This is a genomic window from Comamonas sp. NyZ500 (genome assembly GCF_016772095.1).
In the GTDB taxonomy this organism is placed as follows: Bacteria; Pseudomonadota; Gammaproteobacteria; order Burkholderiales; family Burkholderiaceae_C; genus Comamonas; species Comamonas thiooxydans.
Map to the genome: position 1 here is coordinate 142,691 of NZ_JAEIJE010000010.1, position 22,705 is coordinate 165,395.

The window sequence follows — 22,705 nt, forward strand, 5'->3', positions numbered from 1 at the left end:
CGTACATGTTTCATAGAATGATGCGATTCTAAAAACCCGCCAATGTTCAGTTTTTTCAAGAAAAAGCCCAGTTCACCCGATGCAGTGAACACCACGCCCGCTGCCGAGGCAGCCGCGGCGCCCGCTCCTGCCCCGCAAACCGGGCCCGCTCCACAGGATACGCCTGCCGAAAACGGCAGCAGCTCCTGGTGGCGCAAGCCCTTTGGTGGCGGCGCGACGGCCAAGGCCGCCGAAGATCAGCCTGCCACTCAGGATTTTGTAGCAGCCCCCGAGCCTACAGCAAAGCCGCAAGCCCCAAATTCCCGTCAAAACTGGATGGAACGGCTGAAAGCCGGTCTGCGCAAGACCGGCTCCAGCATCGCCACCGTCTTTACCGGCACGCAGATCGACGACCGGCTCTATGAAGAGCTGGAAGACGCGCTGCTGATGGCCGACACCGGCGTCAAGGCCACCCAGCACCTGCTCGAAGACCTGAAGCGCCGCGTCAAGGAAACCAAGACCACCGAGCCTGCCGCCGTCAAGGCGCTGCTGGCCGATGCGCTGACCGATTTGCTGAGGCCCCTGGAAAAGCCGCTGACCATCGGCGAGCACACACCGACCGTCATCATGGTGGCCGGCGTCAACGGTGCGGGCAAGACCACCTCCATCGGCAAGCTGACCAAGCATCTGGCCGACAGCGAGCAGTCCGTGCTGCTGGCCGCCGCCGACACCTTCCGCGCCGCCGCGCGCGAGCAGCTGGGCGTCTGGGCCAATCGCAACACCGTGGAGATCATCAGCCAGGACGGTGGCGACCCCGCCGCCGTGAGCTTCGATGCCGTCTCCGCCGGCAAGGCACGCAAAAAGGATGTGGTGCTGGTCGATACGGCCGGACGCCTGCCCACGCAGCTGCATCTGATGGAAGAGCTCAAGAAGATCAAGCGCGTGGTGAGCAAGGCCGACGGCACGGCGCCGCACGAGGTCCTGCTGGTGATTGACGGCAATACGGGCCAGAACGCGCTGACCCAGGTGCGCGCCTTCGATGACGCGCTGCAACTCACGGGCCTGATCGTCACCAAGCTCGACGGCACGGCCAAGGGCGGCGTGCTGGCCGCGATTGCGCAGGAGCGCCCCGTGCCTGTCTACTTCATCGGCGTGGGCGAGAAGATCGAGGATCTGGAAACCTTCAGCGCACGCGAGTTCGCCCAGGCCCTGCTGTCCTGAAGCACAAAAACCATAGCTGCCAGCGCTTTATCTATCAAGTTTTCAGATAGATTGAGTACTGAAACCTAATGAAGGAGCGCGCAAGGCGCTCCTTTTTTATTCAGGCTTCAGAGCTGCACCTGCTGCTTGAGCCATTTGGCATAGTCGTTGAGGCAGCGCTCGGTGCGCATGGTGATCTGGGGCACTTCATAGCTGTGATGACTGCGCAGCAGCTGCGTCAGCCGCGGCAGGGCCTCGGGCAAAGTCTTGCAGATCAAACGCCATTCGGGAGCGGTCTGCAGCACGCCGTCCCACTCGTAATACGAGGTGATGCGCTCGGTCTGCACGCAGGCCGCAGCCTTGGCCGAGACCAACGCCCGCGCCATGTCCTCGGCCTCGGCCGAATGCCCCACGGTCGTCGTCACCACGCACAGCGTGGCCCAATGGCTGTCCTGCGCAGGAGCGGACTTGAGAGTGGCGGTCTGGGTAGATGTGGTGCTCATGCCATCTAGTCTAGGCCCAAGAGCGCCCTGCCCGCCACCGCCTTACACCGGATACAGACCCAGCTGCTGCGCGCGCAGCCGCGTCAGTCCCAGCAGCGCATCGGTGAACGGAGTGGTCATGCCACACATGGCGCCCATCTCGCGCACAGCGCCCACCAGGGCATCCAGCTCCACCGGCTTGCCGGCTTCCACATCCTGGAGCATGGAGGTCTTGAAGCCGCCCAGCTTGAGCGTGACCTGATGGCGGTCCTGCGGACTGTCGGCAATCGGCAGGCCGATGCGCGCGCCGATTTCGCGGGCTTCCAGCATCACGGCCGTGATGAAGTTGCGCACCAACTCATCGCCCAGAATCCTGTCCGTGGTCGCGCCCGTGATCGCACTGACGGGGTTCATGGTCATATTGCCCCAGAGCTTGTACCAAGCGTCGCGCTGGATGTTGTCGCTGAGCCTGACCTCGAGACCACCCGCACGCAGTAGCTCGGCCAGCGCCAGCAGGCGCGGCGTGGGCGCATCGCCGGACTGGGCCGTGGGCTCGCCGACGATGAGGCTGTTGCCGAAATGCCGGCGCACCACGCCGGGAGCGTCGAGCGAGCAGCTGGCATGCACCACCGATCCCAGCACCTGTCCGGTGGGAATGGCGCGCGCGATCTCGCCCTGCGGATCCACGGCCCTGAGCTGCAGACCGCGCAGGCTGGCATCCACGCCACCGGCCAGAAACCACCAGGGCACGCCGTTCATGGCGGTCAGAACCAGGGTCTGCGGGCCGAGCAGCGGTGCGACGGCACGCGCCACATCGGGCATGGACGGCGCCTTGACGGCAATCACCACCACATCCTGCACGCCCAGCGCAGCCGGGTCCTGCTGCGCATTGACGGCCACGGTCTCGCGCTCATCTCCATGCACCAGCGTCAGGCCGTTGTGCTGCAGCGCAGCCAGCGTCTGGCCCCGCGCCACGGCGCTCAGCTCGCAGCCGGCCCTGGCCAATGCCACGCCAAGCCAGCCGCCAATGGCTCCGGCACCGTAGATACAGACTCTCTTCAGACTCATGCTCTTGTCTCTCCTGTCTTATAGAACTCTCAAAAACAGTAGCTGCCGGTGCTTTACCGTAAAGCATCTGAAGACTTTTCGCCCTTGAAACCAGACGAGATCTTCGCGGCCGCTGCTCATTGTTGATACGTTAACAGCAGTATCCACCCGCGCGACACTGAAGGCCGTTGACAGCTGGAGACCCCGCACTGCGCACCATGCCCGCTGCCCTGTTCATCGCATTTTCAAGGACCGATTCATGAGTTCCAACACCACCGTCGTCAATCTCACAGCCCAGATCACGGCACTGGCCACCGCCTTGCGCATCGTGCTGGACGCCAGCCCCCAGGCTGCCCAGACACGCGAGCAGCTGGCCGCCGCGCTGGACAAGACCATTCACGACGCGCTGGAAGAAGGGGTCTGGGACAACGCCGACGGTGTCAAGACCATCAGGGCGGCGCTGCTGGGTTAAAGAGCGGCCCCCCGAATGAAAACCGGGCCCAAGGCCCGGCAAAAGAGAAGCAACAATCAACGATCTCGCTCAAGCCAGCGCATCAGGCCAGCGTATAGGCCGTCTTCACCGTGGTGTAGAACTCCTGGGCATAGCGGCCCTGCTCGCGCGGGCCGTAGCTTGAGCCCTTGCGACCGCCAAACGGCACGTGATAGTCCACGCCCGCCGTGGGCAGATTGACCATGACCATGCCTGCCTGGCTGTGGCGCTTGAAGTGCGTGGCGTACTTGAGGCTGGTGGTGGCAATGCCGGCCGACAGGCCGAACGGCGTGTCGTTGGACACGGCCAGGGCCTCTTCGTAGTCCTTGACGCGGATCACGCTGGCCACGGGGCCGAAGACTTCCTCACGGTTGATGCGCATGCCGGCTTCGCTGTCCACAAACAGCGTGGGCGCCATGTAGTAGCCCTGCTTGCCGCTGCCCGTGTGGCAGGCCACGCGGGCGCCGCCGGCGGCCAGGCGCGCGCCTTCGGCCTTGGCGATTTCCACATAGCTCAGATCCTGCTCCAGCTGGGCCTGGCTGACCACGGGGCCCATGTCGGTGCCAGCGGCGCGTGCGTCACCGACCTTGATCTTGGCCATGCGCGCCTGCAGGGCCTCGATGAAGGCCGGGTAGATCTTGTCGGTGACGATGAGGCGGCTCGATGCCGTGCAGCGCTGGCCCGTGGAGTAAAAGCCGCTCTGGGTCGACAGCTCCACGGCCTGGGCGAGATCGGCATCGTCGAGCACGATCTGGGGGTTCTTGCCGCCCATTTCCAGCTGCACCTTCTTGCCGCTTTTGACGCAGGCTTCGGCAATGCCGCGGCCCACGCCCACCGAGCCCGTGAAACTGATGGCCGCCACATCGGCATGGTTCACCAAGGCTTCGCCGATCACGCGGCCTCGGCCCATGACCAGGTTGAACACACCGGCGGGGATGCCCGAGCGGTGGATGATGTCGGCCAGGGCCCAGGCACTGCCGGGCACTAGATCGGCGGGCTTCAAGACCACGCAGTTGCCGAAGGCCAGGGCCGGGGCGATCTTCCAGGCCGGGATGGCGATGGGGAAGTTCCAGGGCGTGATCAGACCGACCACGCCTATGGGCTCGCGCGTGATCTCCACGCCGATGCTGGGACGCACCGAAGGCAGGGTCTCGCCGCTCAGGCGCAGGCATTCACCCGCAAAGAACTTGAAGATCTGGCCCGCGCGGCCGACTTCGCCAATGGCTTCGGGCAGGGTCTTGCCTTCTTCGCGCGCCAGCAGCTCGCCCAGCTCCGCCTTACGCGCCAGGATCTCCGTGCCTATCTTGTCCAGGGCGTCGGAGCGCGCCTGGATGCCCGAGGTGGACCAGGCCGGAAACGCGGCAGCGGCAGCAGACACGGCGGCCTGCACGTCGGATGCGCCACCCTGGGCGTACGCGCCGATCAGATCGGACAGATCGCTGGGATTGGTGTTGGGGCAATAACTGTCAGCAGCCGTCCACTGGCCGTTGATCAGGTTGAGATGTGGGGTCATGGATATGCTCTTGATAGAGGAGCTTGCTGCGCCTGTTATTCATAGATCTCAGCATGAAAAGCATCTGAATTCCTGAATCAAAAAGCGTAACCAGCTCCTGTATTCATAGTCGATTCAACGGGCCCAGCGCAGCACCAGCGGATCCAGCCGGCGTGCGATGTCGATGAGCTGGCGGCGCACCTCGGGGTGCATGGGCGGCCAGGGCGAGCGCGGCGCATCGCAGGCGATCACGCCGCCTTCCTTCATCAGCGCCTTGGCGGCCAGAAAACCGGCCTGGCGGTTCTCGTGGTTGATCAGCGGCAGCCAGCGCTGGTACTCGGCAAAGGCCTTGTCCTTGTCGCCAGCGCGGTGCGCCTCGATGATGGGGCGGATGCCATCGGCGAAGCCGCCGCCGGTCATGGCGCCTGTCGCGCCGGCCTCCAGGTCGGCAAGCAGGGTGATGGCTTCCTCGCCGTCCCACGGGCCTTCGATGGCTTCGCCGCCCAGTGCGATCAGCTCGCGCAGCTTGCCCGCCGCACCGGCGGTTTCCATCTTGAAGTAGCTGACCTGCGCTATCTCGCGCGCCATGCGGGCCAGAAAGGCGGGCGACAGCGGCGTGCCTGCGGCTGGTGCGTCCTGGACCATGATGGGAATGTCTATCGCATCGGACACGCCCTGGTAGAAGGCCTGCACCTGGGATTCGCCGAAGCGGAAGGTGGCGCCGTGGTAGGGCGGCATCACCATCACCATGGCCGCGCCCATGTCCTGTGCGCGGCGGCTGCGTTCGGCGCAGATCTTGGTACTGGTGTGCGTGGTGGTCACGATCACGGGCACACGGCCGGCCACATGCTCCAGTGCCGTGCGCGTGAGGGTTTCGCGCTCCTCGTCCGAGACCAGGAACTGCTCGGAGAAGTTGGCCAGGATGCACAGGCCGTCCACGCCCGAGTCGATCATGAAGTCGAGGCAGCGCTTCTGGCTGGCGAGGTCCAGCCTGCCGTCCTCGTGAAAGGTGGTGGGCACGACGGGGAAGATGCCCCGGTAACGGGGATTGGAGAGTCCGGGCATGCTGCGGCTCCTTACTCGATGATGTGGAACTGGTCGAGGTACTCGGTCTTGAGCGTGAGGCCCAGGCCCGGCACGTCGTCGCGCAGCTGCAGGAAGCCGTTGTCGGCCACCGGTTCGCCGTCGAAGATGTACCAGAACAGCTCGTTGCCGACTTCCACGTCGAAGATGGGGAAGTACTCGGCCATGGGCGAGGCCAGCGTGCTCATGGTCAGGTGGTAGTTGTGCATCTGGCCGGCATGCGGAATCACGGGCACGGAATAGGCTTCGCACAGGGCATTGATCTTGTGCGCCGCCGTGATGCCGCCTACGCGGTTGGTGTCGTACTGCACGACGGAGACGGCCTTCCTGTCCAGCAGCTGCTTGAAGCCGTAGATCGAAAACTCGTGCTCGCCGCCCGAGATGGGGATGATGTTCATGGCGTTCAGCTCGGCGTAGCCGTCGATGTCGTCGGCGATCACGGGCTCTTCCAGCCAGCGCGGCTCGAACCTGGCGAGCTTGGGCAGCATTCGCTTGGCGTACTCCAGGTTCCAGCCCATATAGCACTCCAGCATCAGGTCGGTGTCGTAGCCGATCACTTCACGGATGGCCTCGACGGACTTGAGGTTCTCCTTTACACCCTCCTGCAGATGGGCGGGCCCGTAGCCGAAGCGCATCTTGAAGGACTTGAAGCCCTGATCCAGGAATTTCTGGGCTTCCGCCTGCATCTCTTTGAGGTCGGTGCGGTAGAGCTTGCTGTAATAGCAAGGAATCTTTTCCTTGGTGCGCCCGCCCAGCAGCTTGAACACGGGCTTGTTCACGCTCTTGCCCAGGATGTCCCAGATGGCCAGGTCAACGGCCGAGATGGCGGCCATGGTCACGCCCTTGCGGCCCCAGGCATGGGTGGCACGGTACATGCGCTGCCACAGGTATTCGTAGTCCCAGGGGTCCTGACCGATGACCAGGGGCGCCAGGTACTCGTCGATGATGGCCTTGGCGATCTTGGGCGCCAGGGCCACGTTGCCCAGGCCGATGATGCCGTCATCGGTTTCGATCTCGACCACGGTCCACGAATGGAAGCGGAAGGTGCTCATGGACTCGGTGTTGGAGTACACCAGATCCATGGCGTTGGAGCAGAAGTTGCCCTGGGGCGGAACGGTCTTGCCCTTCCATTCAAAGACACGGGCGCGGACGGACTTGATCTTCATACAGACCTCGGAAGAAAGGAGTGAGTAGGACAGGCGGCCCAGGCCGCCCGGAAAACGGGCTCAGACGGCTGGGGCAGCCTGGCGATCACGGTGCGCGGCCCCCATGCGTGCGGCAATCTGCAGCGCCTGCCAGGTGGCTTCCACATTGGCCTTGCCCTGGCCTGCGATGTCGTAGGCCGTGCCGTGGGCCGGCGTGGTGAGGGGAATCGGCAGGCCGCCCTGCACCGTCACCCCGCGCGAGAAGCCCAGCAGCTTGATGGCTATCTGGCCCTGGTCGTGGTACATGGTCACGATGGCCTGGTACTCGCCGGCCTGGGCCTTGAGGAAGATGGTGTCGGCCGGAAACGGGCCGTGGAACGGCGCATCGCTGGGCCAGTCGCGCGCCTGCAGGGCCTGGACTGCGGGCCCGATGATGTCGATTTCCTCGCGGCCGCAGGTGCCGCCGTCGCCGTTGTGCGGGTTGAATCCGGCAATCGCCACCTTGGGAGCAGCCAGGCCGCTGGCGCGCAAGGCCTTGTAGATCAGCTCGGCCGCCTGGCTGATGCGCTCCACGCTCAGGTAGCTGGCCACATCCTTGAGGGGTACATGCGAGGAAATGCGCGAGGTCCAGAGATCACCCAGCGTGTTGAACTCGCAGAAGTATCCGGTCACGCCCAGGTACTCGGCAAAGTGGTGCAGCTCGTCCTCGTGGCGCAGGCCGCCCAGCTTCATGGCCTGCTTGTTCAAGGGCGCAAAGCAGATGGCATCGATATCACCGGCCAGGGCCGCATCCATGCATTGGTCAAGCACCTGCAGCACCGAGCGGCCGCCCGCCGCCCCCACCTGCCCCGGCACCACATCGGCCTGGGCGACCGTGTCCACGGCCACAAAGGCCGGCAGCCGTGTATCGGCACGCTCGCGCGCAGCGGACAGGCCGGCCAGCGGAACCGTTGCAACCTGCAGTCCGGCGATGCGCTGGCCTTGCTCCCAGAGCCAGGGATCGCCTATCAGCACCAGGTTCGCCTGCTCGGTGGCTTGCGGCCTGGCCAGCAAACGCGCAATCAGTTCGGCGCCGATGCCAGAAGGATCGCCCAGGGTCAGGGCGACAACGGGAAGAGAAGCCTTGCTCATGCTCAGTCCAGCTTGATGTTGTTCTTGCGAATGATGTCGCCGAAGCGCTTGTACTCGGCGAGGTGAAAACTGCCGAAGTCGGCCTGGGGCATGGGCCGCAGCTCGGCACCCACGGCTTCGAGGCGGGTCTTGGTCTCGGGCATGGAGATGACCTTGTTGACCTCGTCATGCACTTTCTGCTGAACCGCCTTGGGCGTGGAGGCGGGCATGTAGATGCCGTACCAGGCGCTGATTTCCACGTCGCGCAGACCCGCTTCGGCCATGGTCGGCACCTGGGGCAGCTGAGGGTTGCGCTGGGGCGAAGTGACCGCCAGAGCACGCAGCTTGCCGGCCTTGATCTGGCCTATGACCGAGGGCATGGTGTCGAAGCTCATCTGCACCTGGCCGCTGACCAGATCGACCAGGGCCGCGGCGCTGCCCTTGTAGGGTACATGGGTGATCTGAATGCCTGCGGCATCCTTGAACACCTCGGCAGCGATATGCTGGGTGCTGCCCGTTCCACTGCTGGCGAAATTGATCTGATTGGGATTCTTCCTAGCCATGGCCACCAGCTCCGCCACCGTGTTGGCGGCAACGGAGTTGCCCACCACCAGCACATTGGGCACGGAGCCGACAAAGGCCACGGGAACCAGGTCCCGGTTGTTGTCGTAGCCGAGTTTGAGCAGATGCGGTGCGATGGCATGGGCTGTGACCACGCCCATGACCATGGTGTGGCCGTCCGTGGACTTGGCCGTCATGTCTACGGCCAGCGTGTTGGAGACGCCGGGCCGGTTCTCCACGATCACCGGCTGCTTGAGCAGCGGCCCCAGCCTGTCGGCCACGGCGCGGGCCATGGCATCGGTGCCGCCTCCGGGCGCTGACCCCACCAGCATGCGCACGGGCTTGACGGGCCAGTTCGCAGAGTCCTGGGCCTGGGCCTGCCAGGGCAGCACGGCGGCGCCGCACACAGCGGCTATGGAAAGTAGATGACGTCTTTGCACATTTGTCTCCTTGGCTTTTTTATTTCATCGCAGCCCGATGCTAGGGAAGGCGCTGATATGCGTAAATTGAAAGTTATTGATTAATCGATAACCTGAAGCAATAAGAAGCCATGCCATGGGATCGATAGACAAGCGCGACAACACGCCACAGTTGCTGAACCGGCTGCGCATGCGCCAGGTGGCCTTGATACTGGCCATCGACGAGCGCCAGACCTTGCGCGCGGCAGCGGCCGAGCTCGGCCTGACCCAGCCTGCCGCCACCAAGATGCTGCAGGAGCTCGAAGACGCCCTGGGTCAGCCGCTGTTCGAGCGCGTGGGCCGGCGGCTGCAGCGCAATGCAGCCGGAGAGCGGGTGCTGGAATATTTCCGTTCGCTGCGCGGCAATATCGAGGCCCTGAATCGTGAACTGGGTGAGCTGCGCCAGGGAAGCTCGGGACGGCTGGCCGTGGGCAGCATCATGGCCGCATCGCCCGGGCGGCTCACCCAGGCCTTGCTGGAGCTGAAAAAGCAGCTGCCCCTGCTGGAGCTGGAAGTGGCCGTGGATACCAGTGATCGCTTGCTGGCCCAGTTGCGTGAAGGGGTGCTGGAGGTGGTCGTCGGGCGCATGACCAATGAAGCCGGCAGCGATTGCAGCTTTCGCGCCATCGATGACGAGCAACTGGCCTTCATCGTGTGCGAGGGACATCCTCTGCTGTCGCTGCAGCGCCCCGCCCTGCAGGCTTTGCAAGGGTATGGTTGGGTCATGCAGCCGCCTGGCAGCCCCATGCGCAGCTTGATAGAGCAGGAATTCCGCGAGCACAGTCTGCCGCTGCCACGCGGCCTGATCGAAACTGGCTCCATACTCACCACCATCAATCTGGTGCGAAACTCGAACATGGTGGGAGTGATTCCGCGTACGGTGGCGGACCTTCATGCCGCCCATGGCATGCTGCATATCCTGCCGTATCAGACAAGGCGCAGCCTGGAGGCTTATGGCAGCCTGGTACGCAAGGATAGGCCTATCAGCCGATCGGCACAGATGTTCCTGGATCTGCTGCACCATCAACGTACGGCTGCCTAAACAGCGTCGACCGTTCGCTCAAAGTCGATTTTTTCGCACTGATCGGGCCAGTCAGAATTTAGCCCGGAGTGCTAAAAACCGTCCGCCGCCACTTTTCCCAATGCCTTGAGCCTCAAGCTCGGGCATTCCACGGTGGCGGAAACGCACAAACCTTACCGAGAATGGACCGCATCCTCAGGATTCAGCAAAGCCGGAATCTCGGCCACCAGCGCGTCGATGGCCACCCGCAATTTGCAACGCAATTGCCGTGCCTGTGGCCAGAGTGCATGGATCTCATAGGAGCGTGCCCGATAGTCGGGCAGGATATGCACCAGCTCTCCACGCTTGGCATAGCTGCTCAGCAGCCAACAAGGGACCCAGGCAATGCCATAGCCCGCCACAGCAGCAGCGGCAATGGCCTGTATATCGTCCATGCTGATCTGGGTGCGCACCTGCAGGCGGTAGTCCGAGCTGCCACCTCGCCCAGCAACTGGCGAAACATTCCACGGGGCGACAACACCCGAGTGCGAGTAACCGATGACCGCATGACCATCGAGCTCTTCCAGTTTGCTAGGCGTGCCGTGGCGTGCCAGATAGGCCGGGGAAGCTCCGACGCTGATGTGCTGTGTGCCCAGCAGGCGCGCAGACAAGGTGCCGCTGTCTTGCAGCGGGCCTATGCGTATGGCCAGGTCAAACCCCTCCTCGATCAGATCGACTGTACGGTCGCCAAACGACAGATCGATGCTCAGCTGCGGATACAGACGCGTCAGATTCAGCAGTATTGGCGCCACGCACAGCTGCCCAAAGCCTTCTGGCACGCTGACCCGCAGGCGCCCGATGGGCTCCATGCGGCCACTGTCCAGATCCGCCTCGGCTGCATCCAGCTCCTTGAGTGCACGGGTGCAGCGCTCGTAGTAGATCTGCCCTTCCGCAGTCAGGGTCTGGGTACGCGTATTGCGCTGCAGTAGCCGCGAGCCCAGACGTGCCTCCAGCCTGGCAACGGCCTTTCCCACGGCAGAGCGCGTCACGCCAAGCCGCTTGGCAGCAGCAGTGAAGCCGCCCGCTTCCACCACCTGCACAAAGGTGGAGACTCCTTCCAGAGGGTCTTGCACAGTCATGTCGATTGGATCCTTCAACTCCCCAATGATGGGAAATCAGTGCGTAAATTTAAGAATTTTATTCCCATAAACTCGCGTTGAACGTTCTGCGCCAGAACGCCGTTTCCCTTTTCTGGAGTGCGCAACCATGTCCTCGAATGATGTTGATCTCTTGAACACCAGCAGCCTGGAGCCGGCACCGACCCGGCGCAATCGCATTGCGCTGCTATCGGTCTGTCTGGCCGCACTGATGTTCAGCCTTGAAATATCCAGCGTGCCTGTCATCTTGCCCACGCTGGAGTCCGTTCTGCACAGTGACTTCAAAGACATTCAGTGGATCATGAATGCCTACACCATCGCCTGCGTCTCGGTGCTCATGGCCACCGGGACACTGGCGGACCGGTTTGGCCGCAAGCGGATCTTTCTGATCTCCATAGCCCTCTTTGCGTTTTCATCGCTGCTGTGCGGCCTGGCATGGAACACACCGATGCTGATTGCCAGCCGCGTGTTCCAGGGGGCCAGCGGCGGCGCCATGCTGATCTGCCTGGTAGCCGTCCTCTCGCATCAATTTCCCCAAGGCGCCGAGCGCAGCCGCGCCTTCAGCACCTGGGGAGTCATGCTCGGCATAGGCTTGGGCTTTGGCCCGCTGATTGGCGGCATGATCGTCGCCCTATCGGACTGGCGCTGGGTATTCTGGGTACACGTGCTGATTGCCACGCTGACCTTCTTTCTGGCCGCCATCGCCGTGAAGGAATCGCATGACCCAAAGGCCGGCGCGCTGGATCTTGCGGGCATCGTCACGCTGTCTCTCGCAGTATTCGGTCTGGCCTTCTTTGTGACGCAGGGCTCCGATACCGGTTTTGGCAGCATGTCTGCGCTGGCCGCCATGGCTGTGGGTCTGCTGAGTTTTGCAACCTTTGTGTGGGTGGAACTGCGTGCCCAGCATCCCATGTTCGACTTCTCCGTCTTTCGGGTGCGCAATTTCTCCGGTGCGCTGATGGGCTCCATGGGCATGAACTTCAGCTTCTGGGCGTTCATCATCTACCTGCCCATCTATTTTCAAAGTGCGTTAGGTCAGGATGTCACGGCCGCCGGCGTCTCGCTGCTAGCCTATACCCTTCCCACGCTGGTGTTCCCGGTGGTTGGAGAACGCATCGCCATGCGCTATGGCCCGCGTATCGCCATTCCGCTGGGGTTATTCGCCATCGGCCTTGGATTCATGCTGATGCTCGCTGGCAGCCAGCTCGCCCACAGCCACTGGCTTTACGTGCTGCCGGGCTGCATGATTGCCGGTGCAGGGCTGGGTATCACCAACACCCCGGTGACAAATACCACCACGGCAGCGGTCTCCAGCACACGCGCCGGCATGGCGTCCGGCATCGACATGAGTGCCCGCATGATTACGCTGTCGATCAATATCGCGCTGATGGGTTTCCTGCTGGTGCATGGCGTACAGCAGCACCTGCAAACCGCATTGCGCGACCCTGTCGATGCTGCAGCGCTGCGCGAGATGGCCAACGGCATTGCCTCTGGCAACCTGCAGGCCCTGTACGCCCAACAGGCAGGCGCTGGCGCCGTCACTTCGCCACAGGCACTGACAGACATTGCCCGCGAGGCATTGGTGCACAGCTTTGGCGGCGTAATGCTCTATGCGGCCATCGCCGTGTGGCTGCTGGCACTGGGCAGCTTTGTGATCTTTTCGGGTCGCAGGGCAGCACGGTGACTTGTATGACGGTCCAAGCCGATGGGCAAGAATCTGCTCGCTGATCTGCAACTTGGTTGCCTGCATTGTCATGGACATCGATTTCCTGCCTGGGCAGCAAGCGGCAGGCCTCGACAACCTCACAGACATTGGCAACCGTGTCACCTGCTGTGTGCACCAGGCCAGAATCAGCATCCATGCCAAAGTACCACTGCTTGCCTCTCCCGCTCTGGTGCATCTCTTCACCATGCACCTTGTTTCTATTCCTGGTGAATGCCAGTGCAGCACTCAGGGTAGCGCCCACGGTGGTGCCAGTGTGCGGCATAGCTGCCCAATGCGTTGCCGTGGCAAATTCATGACACGCTCCAAGTCGATCAAAGACTGCCGTACTTTGGCACCACCTGCGATTTGCTGAATCGTGTCGACGGCTCTTCACAGATAAAAGAGGCACATCGCAATATATTTAAAAATCAGGATATTTATCCCAATAAATTTGTTTAACAAATTTATCGAAACCATCCAGACTTCCTCCAAGACTCATAGGACTTGGAGACATCTGTTGGAGCAAAAAATTTTCAGTGCGCCTGGGCACTTTTTCCGCCCCTCGCGTTCACATGCTGTTGTTATTGGCGGCGGGACTATGGGAGCCGATGTCGCGGTCGTCCTTTGCCGAGGAGCTTGCAAAACGACTGTTGTCGAGTCCAATCCCGACCGGGCTGCCAAAGTCCCTGGGCTGGTCCATCACGGCTTGACCCAACTGGATGCGGCGCAGCAACTTGCCCACCTGTCCGTCGTCTCGTCATTGGACAACCTCGACTGGAGCTCTGTGGATCTTGTGATCGAATGCATCCCGGAGCGCCTGGACATCAAGCAAGCGCTTTTCCAGCAACTCGAGCAGCGCGCCCGCAAGAATGCATTGCTGGCCAGCAATAGCTCTAGCTTCCCCATTACAGCCATTGCACAAGGCCTGGCAACGCAGGAACGCATGCTGGGTCTGCATTTCTTCATGCCTGCGCACCTGACGCCTCTTGTCGAAGTGGTGTGCGGCGAGGCATCCCGCATGGAATGCGCAGAGAACCTTCATGCCTTCATGCGCCAGTGCGGCATGGTGCCGGTGCTGGTCAAGAAGGATTTGCCAGGCTTTTTGGCGAACCGCCTTCAGCACGCGCTGGCTCGCGAGGCTTTTGCACTGATTGAAGCGGGCATTGCATCGGCCGAGGATGTGGATGCAGCCGTGCGCTTTGGCTTCGGTTTTCGCTTTCTTGCAGCGGGCCCCGTGCTTCAACGCGACCATGCGGGCCTGGAAGTCCACTGCGCCGCTGGAGCGACTATGTATCCGTCTCTGGCGGACAACAAGGAGCCAAGCCCATGCCTTTCGCGAAGAGTGGCTGAAGGCAAGTTCGGCATGAAGTCCGGTGAAGGATTTTTCAAGTGGACCCCGGAGAGCATCGCGCAAGAGAAACAGCGCTACCAGAAGACGCTGCTGGCAGGTCTCGAACTTCTCAAGAGCGAATTGCCTTCCGTGGGCGACGCTGCCGAGCAATAGGAGGAGCGCATGATGAATACACCTCTGATCATCACCGTTGCCCCCAACGGAGCCTACAAGACCAGGGAGCAGCACCCTGAGGTTCCATTGACTGCCGCCGATCTGGCACAGACCGCCAAGGAATGCCTGGACTCCGGGGCGTCCATGATTCATATGCATGTACGCAAGCCTGACGGCAAGCATTTACTCGATGCCCGCGCCTACATTGAAGCCACTGCTGCAGTGCGCAAAGCAGTGGGCCGGGAACTGGTGGTTCAGGTCACCACTGAAGCGGCACAGGTCTACCAGCCATACGAGCAGATGCGGGTTGCCCGCGAAACGGCTCCGGAAGCGATCTCTGTCGGCTTGCGCGAAATACTCAAACCTGAAGTTCCCGAAGCGGATATCCGGTCCTTCTTCTCATGGCTCAAGCAGAGCAATGTGATGACCCAGGTCATCCTGTATGACGTGGCGGACGTGCAGGCCTGGCAGCGCCTGCTTGCAAGCGGCGTCATCCCGGCAAACAAATGGTTTCTGCTTTTTGTACTGGGCCGCTACTCCGCCGGTCAGACCTCTTCGCCCATCGATCTGCTGCCGTTCCTGAATGCCCACGACGATGCCCATCCATGGGCGATGTGTGCCTTCGGCCCTCAGGAAAATGCATGCGCGATGGCTGCTGCAAGTCTTGGAGGGCATGCGCGCGTCGGCTTCGAGAACAACCTGTTCCTGAAGAGCGGCGGGCCGGCAGCAAGCAATGCCGCCTTGGTCACCCAGGTTTGCGAGGGGGCCGCAGCGCTGGGCCGTCCTCTGGCCACGGCTCACGATATTCGAGACATGTTCCTGAACTGATCAGCACTTCAAGGCAGCAGCGCCTCTTGTGTCTTCAAGTAGTGATCTCTTGGAGGCACAAGATGCTCTGCCGTCAGGCGGATCAGGCGCTCCCTCGACCCCTCCCCCTGCGCCAGCGCCGCCAGCAGCTCGTGATGCTCCTTTTGGGATTGCAGCTGACGCTCTCTGGACATCAGCGTTCCAAATCGAATCGCATGCGTTTGGCGCGCGAAGTCTTCGATGGACTGCGACAGAAAAACATTGCCGCATTGAGCAAACAAAAGCCGATGAAACTCCTGGTTGGTTCGAAAAATGCCGCGCGGGTCCTGTTGCTGGATAGCTGCGTCGTGCCCGGCCTGAATGCGCCTGAGCTGCTCCAGGGCCTCACGGTCCAGAGGCAGCGCAATTCTGCGCATCGCCTCCAGCTCGAGCAGCTCTCTCATTTCGTAGAGATGAATGACTTCATCTCTGCTGAAAGCCTTCACCATGGAACCAATGTTGCGCCTGCGCTCAAGCAGGCCAGCACTTTCCAGTTGAGCCAATGCGTCTCGCACCACATGTCGCTTGGCTGCGAACCTTTCCATCAGCTCATCTTCGACAAGACGCACTCTGGGAGCCAACAGACCCAGAACAATGTCTTCCTCCAATGTCGCGGCAATCACGGATGCACCGTCCTCGGATGGACGGCGCTCCTTGGCAAAAGCGCCCGTCGGCATATGAACTTAACTCCTTGGAATCGAACCCTTGCGCTGCGTCGCGGTCAAGAAATCAAAGTCTGCGCCACGATCGGCCTGCAAAACAGTTTTCTTGAACAGATGCGCGTAACCACGCTCTGCCACAGGAACTTGAACAGGCTTCGCATTCTGACGCATAGCCAGCTCTTCATCGCTGACCAGCCATTCAATGCAGCGCTCGCGCACCGACAGGCGAATTCTGTCCCCGGTTTGCACCCAGGCCAATGGTCCGCCAATCGCCGCCTCTGGCGTCACATGCAGGACGATGGTGCCGAAAGCGGTGCCGCTCATACGGCCATCGGAAACACGCACCATGTCTTTCACGCCTTGGGCAGCGAGTTTCTTGGGAATGGGCAGGTAACCCGCTTCCGGCATCGCCGCTGCTTTGGGACCGATATTCTTGAGCACCAGCACATCCTCGGCCTGAACATCAAGCTCGGGCGAGTCGATACGAGCGGCCAGATCCTCTGCATTCTCGAAGACAACGGCACGGCCCTCATGTTCCATCAGCTCGGGGTTGGCTGCGGACTGCTTGATGATGGCGCCTGCCGGGGCAAGATTGCCGTGCAGCACGGCAATGCCTCCCTGTGGATACAAAGGGGCATCCAAAGTCTTGACCACATGCTGCTTGAAGCCTGGGCCGGCCGCCTCCAGCTCCTCGCCCAGGGTGCGCCCCGTCACGGTCAGAGCATCCAGGTGCAGCAGGGGCTTGAGCTCTCGAAGCAGGGTATGCATGCCGCCGGCTGCATGAAAGTCCTCCATGTAGTGGTCGCCGGAAGGCTTGAGATCGAGCAACACGGGAGTATTGCGGCTCATGGCGTCCAAAGCCTTGAGATCCAGCTCGTAGCCCAGGCGACCCGCGATCGCGGCCAGATGCACGATGGCATTGGTCGAGCCGCCCATGGCCAGCAGCACGCGCATGGCATTTTCGAAGGCAGCAGGCGTGAGAATCTTGTCAATGCTCAGTCCAGCACGCGCCATGTGCACGGCCACCTCACCGGATCGCTCCGCAATTCGAATGCGGTCGGCAGTAACCGCAGGAGGAGTTGCACTGCCAGGAATGCCAATCCCCAGAGCCTCTGCAATGCAGGCCATCGTGCTGGCAGTGCCCGCCACCGAGCAGGTACCCACGCTGGCGACGAGCTGATTGTTGACGTCGGAAATTTCCTCAGCATCAATTTCTTCGGCACGAAATTTTCCCCAGTAGCGCCGGCAATCGGTGCACGCACCCACTCTTTCGCTTCTATGCGATCCCGTGAGCATGGAGCCGGTCACCAGTTGCACTGCCGGCAGTCCGACCGAAGCGGCTCCCATCAGTTGAGCCGGCACCGTCTTGTCACACCCCCCGATCAACACGACCGCATCCATGGGTTGCGCTCGCAGCATCTCCTCCGTGTCCATGGACATGAGGTTGCGCAGATACATGCTGGTCGGCTGGGAAAAGCTCTCGTGCAGCGAGATGGTCGGGAAGTCCATGGGCAGACCACCTGCCATCAGGATGCCGCGCTTCACTGCCTCGATCAATTGCGGCATGTTTCCGTGACAAGGGTTGTAGGAGCTGCCTGTGTTCGAGATACCGATCACAGGCCTGTCCAGCGCCTTGTCGGTATAGCCCGCTCCCTTGATGAAGGCCTTGCGCAAAAAGAGAGAGAAACCGCGATCACCGTAGTTGGTGAGTCCTTTGGAAATGCCGCTCGAAGCGGCTTCCGGATGAATCGTGGCTTGCTGGTCTGGCTTGTTCGTCATGGGAGGGTTAACCATTGTTGATGCACTGATTATTAATAATATTATTGATTAAAAGAAAAATCGAGCGCTCAAACAAGAAAGCGCATCCCTGAAAACCCTAAAGGAGACTTCATGAAACCCACAGAACTCGTTAATCCGGGCATGCGCCGCCGCAAGCTCATTAACCTGGTTGCAACCGCCCTCGTCGCATCTGGTACATCGGGAGCAGCCTGTGCGCAAACTGACTACCCCACCAAACCCGTGAGGCTGGTAGTTCCCTATGCTCCGGGTGGAGCGACCGATGTCATCGGCCGCGTTCTTGCCAAGCAGCTTTCAGACGCACTCGGGCAGCAGTTCGTCGTCGACAATCGCGCCGGAGCTGGCGGTAGCCTTGGTGCAGGTCAAGTCGCCAAATCACCTGCCGATGGCTACACCTTGCTGATGGGTGCATTCACAAGCCACACCATCAATGCAGCGCTAACGCCTGCTGCGACTCCTTTTGACATCCATAAGAGCTTCTCTCACATCTCGGTCGTAGGTACCGTGCCGCTGGTATTTGTGGTCAACCCCAATGTTCAGGCGAAGTCCGTCAAGGAACTGGTAGCGCTTGCCAAGGCCAGCCCCGGCAGCGTCACGTTTGCATCCGCAGGCAATGGCTCGCCTCAGCATCTCTCGATCGAGATGTTCAAGCGTCAGACACAGGTTGAAGTCGTTCATGTGCCCTACAAAGGCAGCGGACCCGCTCTTTCAGATCTGCTCGGCGGTCAGGTCAATGCCATGATTGACACCGTTCCTGCCGCACAAAGCCAGATCAAGGCAGGCAAGCTCCGGGCCCTGGCCACCACGACCAAAGAACGCGTTGCCTCGATTCCAGACATCGCTACTGCCGTGGAAGCTGGATTTCCAGACATGCAGGTCAGCTCCATGTTTGCACTTTCGGCTCCTGCAGGAACTCCAGGTGCAGTCATTCAGAAGATCAATTCAGCGCTGAAAGTGATTCTGTCCAAGCAGGATGTCAAGGACTCCATGCTCGCCCAGGGCACTATTGCTACCTACAGCACGCCGGACGAGTCGGCCAAGATCATCAACGCCGAATACGCCAAGTGGGCCCGATTGATCAAAGACAGCGACATCAAGGCTGAATAAGCGAAGATAACGGAGCTCCAGGACGCTGCAGCTCCGCTACCTATACTGCTGTGGTGGAAGCCAACCTATCAACCAAAGACCTGAGAGCGGTAGTAGCCCTGAGCCAGACCAAGAGCTTTGGTCAAGCCGCCCTCCTGGTTCACCTCTCCCAATCTGCGCTGTCGGCCCTGATTGCGCGTGTGGAAGCCCAGATCGGAGCAAGACTGTTTGAGCGCACCACTCGCGCTGTCGAGCTGACCGATGCGGGGCATGTTTTTATTGCCCATGCCCAGGAGATCTTGCGAGATACGCAGCGAGCTCTACGGGCCGTGACGGACACCGTCCAGCTCAGAACGGGATCGGTGACGGTTGCCGCACTCCCCTCTTTGGCTGCCTCGCTGCTGCCAAAGGTCTTTGCCGAATTCACGCGGATTCATCCCGGGGTACGCTTGTCCTTGCTTGATACCTTATCTGGCCCTGCGTTTGATCTCGTTCGTGATGGCAAGGTCGACTTTGCACTCACTGCAGCAGATCCCAAGCAAGAAGACCTCGCCTATGAGCAATTGATGGAGGACCAGTTCTTTCTCATCTGTCCCGATGACCACCCTCTATCCAAGCAGGCAGGTCCCGTCGCGATCGAGAACACCCTGGACTATCCGCATGTCTCCATGCCCAGTTCTGCCAGCGTCCGGCAGTACATTGATGCGGATCTGCACTCAAAAGGGCTTTATTTCGCTCCTGTCTTTGAAGTTGACCATATTGCAACCATCGGCGCCTTGGTCAGTGCTGGTCTGGGCATCAGCGCACTGCCTGAAACAGCCGTATCGCTGTTGCAAGCTGGCCGCCTTGTGCAGATTCCTTTGTCGCCCCCTGGAATTCAACGCCCCTTGGGCATGGTGATGCGCCGCCACGCACCTCGAAGCTCGGCGGCCAAGGCATTGGAGGCGTTAATCAGAGCGAGCCTGCACAACCTGGCCTCTCATTCAAGCTAGAGCACTGCTGCAGATTCCGCAAAAGAGAGAGGTCGAAGGGAATGTAAAAAATTCTCCACGAATCGTGTCGATTCTCATTGAGTCTTGTACTCGCCTCCACAAACAATCAACGGCTTAGCGCTGCGTGAAGAGGCTAGTTTTGTACCCGCTTCTCACTGAGTGTTGTACTTTCCGGAATTTTTCTCACTCAGTTTTGTATTTTCCGAGATGGCAGGTTCAGAAGCCTGGGCACAACCAACGTGGCCAGCAATTTCTGACCGACTGCCCGCTGCCTTCATAGCCGAACTGGCTGGGAACTTCGGAACGAGGATGGATTACCGCAAACTGGCACACAACCTGCTTAAACCAAGCATCTTGTATACATTTGGGTATTCATCATGCTGATTGGTTCATTTGAAGATTGGAAGCGGGCTTATCAAGAAGGCGCTGACCCTGCTGCATTGCTTGAGCAGCAGCGTCGTAGTCTGGCAAGAGATGACTCGGCCTGGATCAGCATTGCCAGTGACGCGCAATTGAAAGCGCAGTTGCTGCAACTGGAGGCACTTCAGCAAACCCAAGGCCGTGAGCGTCTGCCTTTGTACGGCATCCCCTTTGCGGTCAAGGACAACATCGATGTAGAGGGCTTTGTCACCACGGCGGCCTGCCCTGCTTTCGCCTACCAGGCACAGCGCGATGCTGTGGCCGTTCAGCGTCTCAGGCAAGCCGGGGCCATTGTTCTGGGCAAGACCAATCTGGACCAGTTTGCCACCGGTCTCGTCGGAACGCGCTCACCATTTGGTGCCGTTCCCAATACGTTTGACAGCAGACTTATTTCCGGCGGCTCCAGCTCAGGCTCGGCATCTGTGGTGGCGCGTGGTCTGGTTCCATTTGCCCTGTCCACGGACACGGCTGGATCGGGCCGCATTCCTGCGGCCTTCAACCAGATCGTCGGAATCAAGCCCACTCCCGGTGCAGTGCCCGGCACTGGTTTGGTGCCTGCCTGTCGCACGCTGGACTGCATAGGCGTTCTGGCGCTGAATGTGGCCGATAGCGCTCAGGTCCTGTCACTCATGGAAGGGCCTGACACACAGGACAGCTATGCCCGCTCACGCCCCTTCATCGCCAAACATACCCCGCTGTCTCAACTGCGCGTGGGGGTGCCTGATGCACGCAAGCTTTCCAGCGACTATGAGGATGCATTTGCTGCGTTTCTTGCACATCTGAGGCCGCAAACCGAACGGGTACAAGCCTTGCCCTTCGATGCACTGTTTGAAGTCGCCAATCTGCTGTATTACGGCCCCTGGGTGGCTGAGCGGGTTGTCGGAGCACGTGGAATATACGAACAACAGCCAGAAGCCTTGCTGCCAGTGATTCGCCAGGTTCTGGACGTACACCAGCGCTTCAACGCTGCCGATACCTTCAATGCCCAGTACCAGTTGCAAGACCTCAGACAGCAAGCCGAGAATATCTGGCAAGAATGTGATGTGCTGTGTGTTCCTAGCGCACCGCGCCACCCATCCATGGCCGAGGTGGACGCTGACCCGATCGGCGTCAACTCGGAGATGGGAACCTATACCAATTTCGTCAATCTTCTCGGTTGGTCGGCGATCGCAATCCCTGCATCGCAACTGCCAGACGGCCTGCCCTTTGGCATCACCTTGATAGCGCCGGGCTGGCGCGAGCCTGATCTGGTGCGCTGGGCTCAGCAGTTGGAAGCACAAACCAATCTGTGTGCCGGCGTTACAGGCCTTCCCGCCCAAAACGCTGGCTCACTGCCCACATGGCGGGTACCGACACAAGGCGAGACCATCGAAGTAGCCGTGGTGGGTGCACATCTGCGCGGCATGCCTCTCAATCATGAATTGCTGGCTTGTGGTGCGCGCTTTCGCGAGGAGACGAGCACCGCCTCGGACTACCGCCTGTATGCGCTGCAAGGCACAGTACCTCCCAAACCTGGAATGGCACGGTCAGACGAAGGGGCTGCCATCACCGTTGAAGTGTGGGATATGCCAATTGCCAACTTTGGCCACTTTGTAGCCGGCGTTCCAACGCCTCTGGGCATTGGTTCGGTGCAGCTGAAGGATGGACGCAGCGTGAAAGGCTTTATCTGTGAAGGCCACGCATTGACGCAGGCCCGGGACATCACCACGTTCGGCGGCTGGCGCGCGTACTGCCAGTCTCTGTGAAGCACGCTGCGGCGCACAGCCCCGTGCGCGGCGCCGCAGCCAAAGAAAAAACAAGGAGCCCATATCATGTCTTCCACCAGCCTGGCCAGCCTTGCTTACGAAAAACTACGCCAAGCCCTGGACAATTTTCAATATGTGCCTGGTGACCGCTTTAGCGAAAACGAAGTTGGCGCGGATCTCGGCATGAGCCGAACCCCTGTGCGCGAGGCACTCGTACGCCTGCAGCGCGAAGGATATATCTCCGTCATACCCAAGCTCGGCTGGATCGTGAACAGCATTGACTTCACGATGTTCGAGCAGTTGTACGATGTGCGTTCAGTACTGGAATGCGCAGCGCTGGATCTACTTGTTCAGACCCCCGACCTGGAAATACGCCTGCATGAGCTGACCGCGCTGTGGTGCATCCCCGCGCCACAACGGCTGTCTGAAATAGCCACTGTCTCGCGCAACGATGAGCAGTTTCACATGGCCTTGGTGGCGGCCAGCGGCAATCAGGAAATGGCCCGCATCCACCGAGATATCACGGACCGAATTCGTATCGTGCGGCGTCTGGAATTCACGCGCAACTACCGCATTGACGTGACCTACGAGGAGCACGGCGACATCCTCAGATCATTGTTAAGCCGCGACGGCTTGCAGGCCAAGTCGTTGCTGCAGCAACATATCCGCGTGAGCCGTGACGAGGTAAAAAACATCACCTTACATACCCTGCAGAATGCAAGGCAGAAGCAGCCTTCCCTCTAA

General features: G+C 60.8%; 20 protein-coding genes. 10 read left to right on the forward strand and 10 right to left on the reverse strand.

Annotation, left to right across the window (positions count from 1 at the left end):
* Nucleotides 1-42: 42 nt before the first annotated feature.
* A complete protein-coding gene (ftsY, locus tag JAO85_RS16205; protein WP_202788518.1) occupies nt 43-1,200 on the forward strand; it encodes a signal recognition particle-docking protein FtsY in 1,158 nt (385 codons plus the stop codon).
* 107 nt (nt 1,201-1,307) lie between these two features.
* Here the strand turns inward: ftsY and cutA are convergent, their stop codons facing one another.
* Entirely contained in the window at nt 1,308-1,682 is a 375-nt protein-coding gene (gene cutA, locus JAO85_RS16210; protein WP_003066702.1) for a divalent-cation tolerance protein CutA, read from the reverse strand.
* A gap of 42 nt (nt 1,683-1,724) precedes the next feature.
* Complete coding sequence (locus JAO85_RS16215; protein WP_202788519.1) at nt 1,725-2,729, reverse strand: 2-dehydropantoate 2-reductase; 1,005 nt, start codon at nt 2,727-2,729, stop codon at nt 1,725-1,727.
* A gap of 238 nt (nt 2,730-2,967) precedes the next feature.
* On the opposite strand from JAO85_RS16215, the gene JAO85_RS16220 reads away from it, so the two are divergent.
* A complete protein-coding gene (locus tag JAO85_RS16220; RefSeq protein WP_003066698.1) occupies nt 2,968-3,180 on the forward strand; it encodes a hypothetical protein in 213 nt (70 codons plus the stop codon).
* Nucleotides 3,181-3,262: 82 nt separating this feature from the next.
* Here the strand turns inward: JAO85_RS16220 and JAO85_RS16225 are convergent, their stop codons facing one another.
* From JAO85_RS16225 to JAO85_RS16245, 5 genes are all read right to left on the reverse strand, one after another.
* Nucleotides 3,263-4,711, reverse strand: coding sequence for an aldehyde dehydrogenase family protein (locus JAO85_RS16225; protein ID WP_202788520.1), 1,449 nt, complete (start codon nt 4,709-4,711; stop codon nt 3,263-3,265).
* A 114-nt stretch (nt 4,712-4,825) separates the two neighbouring features.
* Nucleotides 4,826-5,755: a dihydrodipicolinate synthase family protein gene (locus JAO85_RS16230; RefSeq protein WP_202788521.1), complete on the reverse strand. Its 930-nt coding sequence runs from the start codon at nt 5,753-5,755 to the stop codon at nt 4,826-4,828.
* 11 nt (nt 5,756-5,766) lie between these two features.
* Entirely contained in the window at nt 5,767-6,939 is a 1,173-nt protein-coding gene (locus tag JAO85_RS16235; protein ID WP_202788522.1) for an L-rhamnonate dehydratase, read from the reverse strand.
* A gap of 60 nt (nt 6,940-6,999) precedes the next feature.
* Nucleotides 7,000-8,049 carry a 4-hydroxythreonine-4-phosphate dehydrogenase PdxA gene (locus JAO85_RS16240; protein ID WP_202788523.1) on the reverse strand — a complete coding sequence of 350 codons (1,050 nt, stop codon included), beginning with the start codon at nt 8,047-8,049 and terminating at the stop codon, nt 7,000-7,002.
* 2 nt (nt 8,050-8,051) lie between these two features.
* Nucleotides 8,052-9,029: a tripartite tricarboxylate transporter substrate binding protein gene (locus tag JAO85_RS16245; protein ID WP_012839665.1), complete on the reverse strand. Its 978-nt coding sequence runs from the start codon at nt 9,027-9,029 to the stop codon at nt 8,052-8,054.
* A 115-nt stretch (nt 9,030-9,144) separates the two neighbouring features.
* On the opposite strand from JAO85_RS16245, the gene JAO85_RS16250 reads away from it, so the two are divergent.
* On the forward strand, nt 9,145-10,089 hold the full coding sequence (locus JAO85_RS16250; RefSeq protein ID WP_202788524.1) for a LysR family transcriptional regulator: 945 nt from the start codon (nt 9,145-9,147) through the stop codon (nt 10,087-10,089).
* A gap of 152 nt (nt 10,090-10,241) precedes the next feature.
* Here JAO85_RS16250 and JAO85_RS16255 read toward each other — a convergent pair whose 3' ends face one another.
* A complete protein-coding gene (locus JAO85_RS16255; RefSeq protein ID WP_012839667.1) occupies nt 10,242-11,186 on the reverse strand; it encodes a LysR family transcriptional regulator in 945 nt (314 codons plus the stop codon).
* 127 nt (nt 11,187-11,313) lie between these two features.
* On the opposite strand from JAO85_RS16255, the gene JAO85_RS16260 reads away from it, so the two are divergent.
* From JAO85_RS16260 to JAO85_RS16270, 3 genes are all read left to right on the forward strand, one after another.
* Nucleotides 11,314-12,888 carry an MFS transporter gene (locus JAO85_RS16260; RefSeq protein WP_012839668.1) on the forward strand — a complete coding sequence of 525 codons (1,575 nt, stop codon included), beginning with the start codon at nt 11,314-11,316 and terminating at the stop codon, nt 12,886-12,888.
* A 619-nt stretch (nt 12,889-13,507) separates the two neighbouring features.
* Entirely contained in the window at nt 13,508-14,413 is a 906-nt protein-coding gene (locus JAO85_RS16265) for a 3-hydroxyacyl-CoA dehydrogenase family protein (protein ID WP_237734884.1), read from the forward strand.
* Between the two features lie 12 nt (nt 14,414-14,425).
* The gene (locus JAO85_RS16270; RefSeq protein ID WP_202788539.1) at nt 14,426-15,241 is read left to right on the forward strand and encodes a 3-keto-5-aminohexanoate cleavage protein; all 816 of its coding nucleotides are present in this window, start codon (nt 14,426-14,428) and stop codon (nt 15,239-15,241) included.
* A gap of 8 nt (nt 15,242-15,249) precedes the next feature.
* On the opposite strand, the gene JAO85_RS16275 is transcribed toward JAO85_RS16270, so the two are convergent.
* Nucleotides 15,250-15,936: a GntR family transcriptional regulator gene (locus tag JAO85_RS16275; protein WP_202788525.1), complete on the reverse strand. Its 687-nt coding sequence runs from the start codon at nt 15,934-15,936 to the stop codon at nt 15,250-15,252.
* 6 nt (nt 15,937-15,942) lie between these two features.
* A complete protein-coding gene (locus JAO85_RS16280) occupies nt 15,943-17,700 on the reverse strand; it encodes an IlvD/Edd family dehydratase (protein ID WP_202788526.1) in 1,758 nt (585 codons plus the stop codon).
* Between the two features lie 111 nt (nt 17,701-17,811).
* Here JAO85_RS16280 and JAO85_RS16285 point away from each other — a divergent pair, with 111 nt between their 5' ends.
* The 4 genes from JAO85_RS16285 to JAO85_RS16300 all read left to right on the forward strand — a co-directional run bounded on the left by JAO85_RS16285 (nt 17,812) and on the right by JAO85_RS16300 (nt 22,705).
* A complete protein-coding gene (locus JAO85_RS16285; protein ID WP_202788527.1) occupies nt 17,812-18,825 on the forward strand; it encodes a tripartite tricarboxylate transporter substrate binding protein in 1,014 nt (337 codons plus the stop codon).
* 53 nt (nt 18,826-18,878) lie between these two features.
* A complete protein-coding gene (locus tag JAO85_RS16290; protein WP_229228831.1) occupies nt 18,879-19,796 on the forward strand; it encodes a LysR family transcriptional regulator in 918 nt (305 codons plus the stop codon).
* Nucleotides 19,797-20,173: 377 nt separating this feature from the next.
* Complete coding sequence (gene atzF, locus JAO85_RS16295; RefSeq protein ID WP_202788528.1) at nt 20,174-21,961, forward strand: allophanate hydrolase; 1,788 nt, start codon at nt 20,174-20,176, stop codon at nt 21,959-21,961.
* Between the two features lie 66 nt (nt 21,962-22,027).
* Nucleotides 22,028-22,705, forward strand: a complete 678-nt coding sequence (locus JAO85_RS16300) for a GntR family transcriptional regulator (protein WP_202788529.1) — start codon at nt 22,028-22,030, stop codon at nt 22,703-22,705.

Coding starts and splice junctions, on each gene's coding strand:
- ftsY (WP_202788518.1), top strand. CDS start 43: ATGTTCAGTTTTTTCAAGAAAAAGCCCAGTTCACCCGATGCAGTGAAC.
- cutA (WP_003066702.1), bottom strand. CDS start 1,682: ATGAGCACCACATCTACCCAGACCGCCACTCTCAAGTCCGCTCCTGCG.
- JAO85_RS16215 (WP_202788519.1), bottom strand. CDS start 2,729: ATGAGTCTGAAGAGAGTCTGTATCTACGGTGCCGGAGCCATTGGCGGC.
- JAO85_RS16220 (WP_003066698.1), top strand. CDS start 2,968: ATGAGTTCCAACACCACCGTCGTCAATCTCACAGCCCAGATCACGGCA.
- JAO85_RS16225 (WP_202788520.1), bottom strand. CDS start 4,711: ATGACCCCACATCTCAACCTGATCAACGGCCAGTGGACGGCTGCTGAC.
- JAO85_RS16230 (WP_202788521.1), bottom strand. CDS start 5,755: ATGCCCGGACTCTCCAATCCCCGTTACCGGGGCATCTTCCCCGTCGTG.
- JAO85_RS16235 (WP_202788522.1), bottom strand. CDS start 6,939: ATGAAGATCAAGTCCGTCCGCGCCCGTGTCTTTGAATGGAAGGGCAAG.
- JAO85_RS16240 (WP_202788523.1), bottom strand. CDS start 8,049: ATGAGCAAGGCTTCTCTTCCCGTTGTCGCCCTGACCCTGGGCGATCCT.
- JAO85_RS16250 (WP_202788524.1), top strand. CDS start 9,145: ATGGGATCGATAGACAAGCGCGACAACACGCCACAGTTGCTGAACCGG.
- JAO85_RS16255 (WP_012839667.1), bottom strand. CDS start 11,186: ATGACTGTGCAAGACCCTCTGGAAGGAGTCTCCACCTTTGTGCAGGTG.
- JAO85_RS16260 (WP_012839668.1), top strand. CDS start 11,314: ATGTCCTCGAATGATGTTGATCTCTTGAACACCAGCAGCCTGGAGCCG.
- JAO85_RS16265 (WP_237734884.1), top strand. CDS start 13,508: ATGGGAGCCGATGTCGCGGTCGTCCTTTGCCGAGGAGCTTGCAAAACG.
- JAO85_RS16270 (WP_202788539.1), top strand. CDS start 14,426: ATGAATACACCTCTGATCATCACCGTTGCCCCCAACGGAGCCTACAAG.
- JAO85_RS16275 (WP_202788525.1), bottom strand. CDS start 15,936: ATGCCGACGGGCGCTTTTGCCAAGGAGCGCCGTCCATCCGAGGACGGT.
- JAO85_RS16280 (WP_202788526.1), bottom strand. CDS start 17,700: ATGACGAACAAGCCAGACCAGCAAGCCACGATTCATCCGGAAGCCGCT.
- JAO85_RS16285 (WP_202788527.1), top strand. CDS start 17,812: ATGAAACCCACAGAACTCGTTAATCCGGGCATGCGCCGCCGCAAGCTC.
- atzF (WP_202788528.1), top strand. CDS start 20,174: ATGCTGATTGGTTCATTTGAAGATTGGAAGCGGGCTTATCAAGAAGGC.
- JAO85_RS16300 (WP_202788529.1), top strand. CDS start 22,028: ATGTCTTCCACCAGCCTGGCCAGCCTTGCTTACGAAAAACTACGCCAA.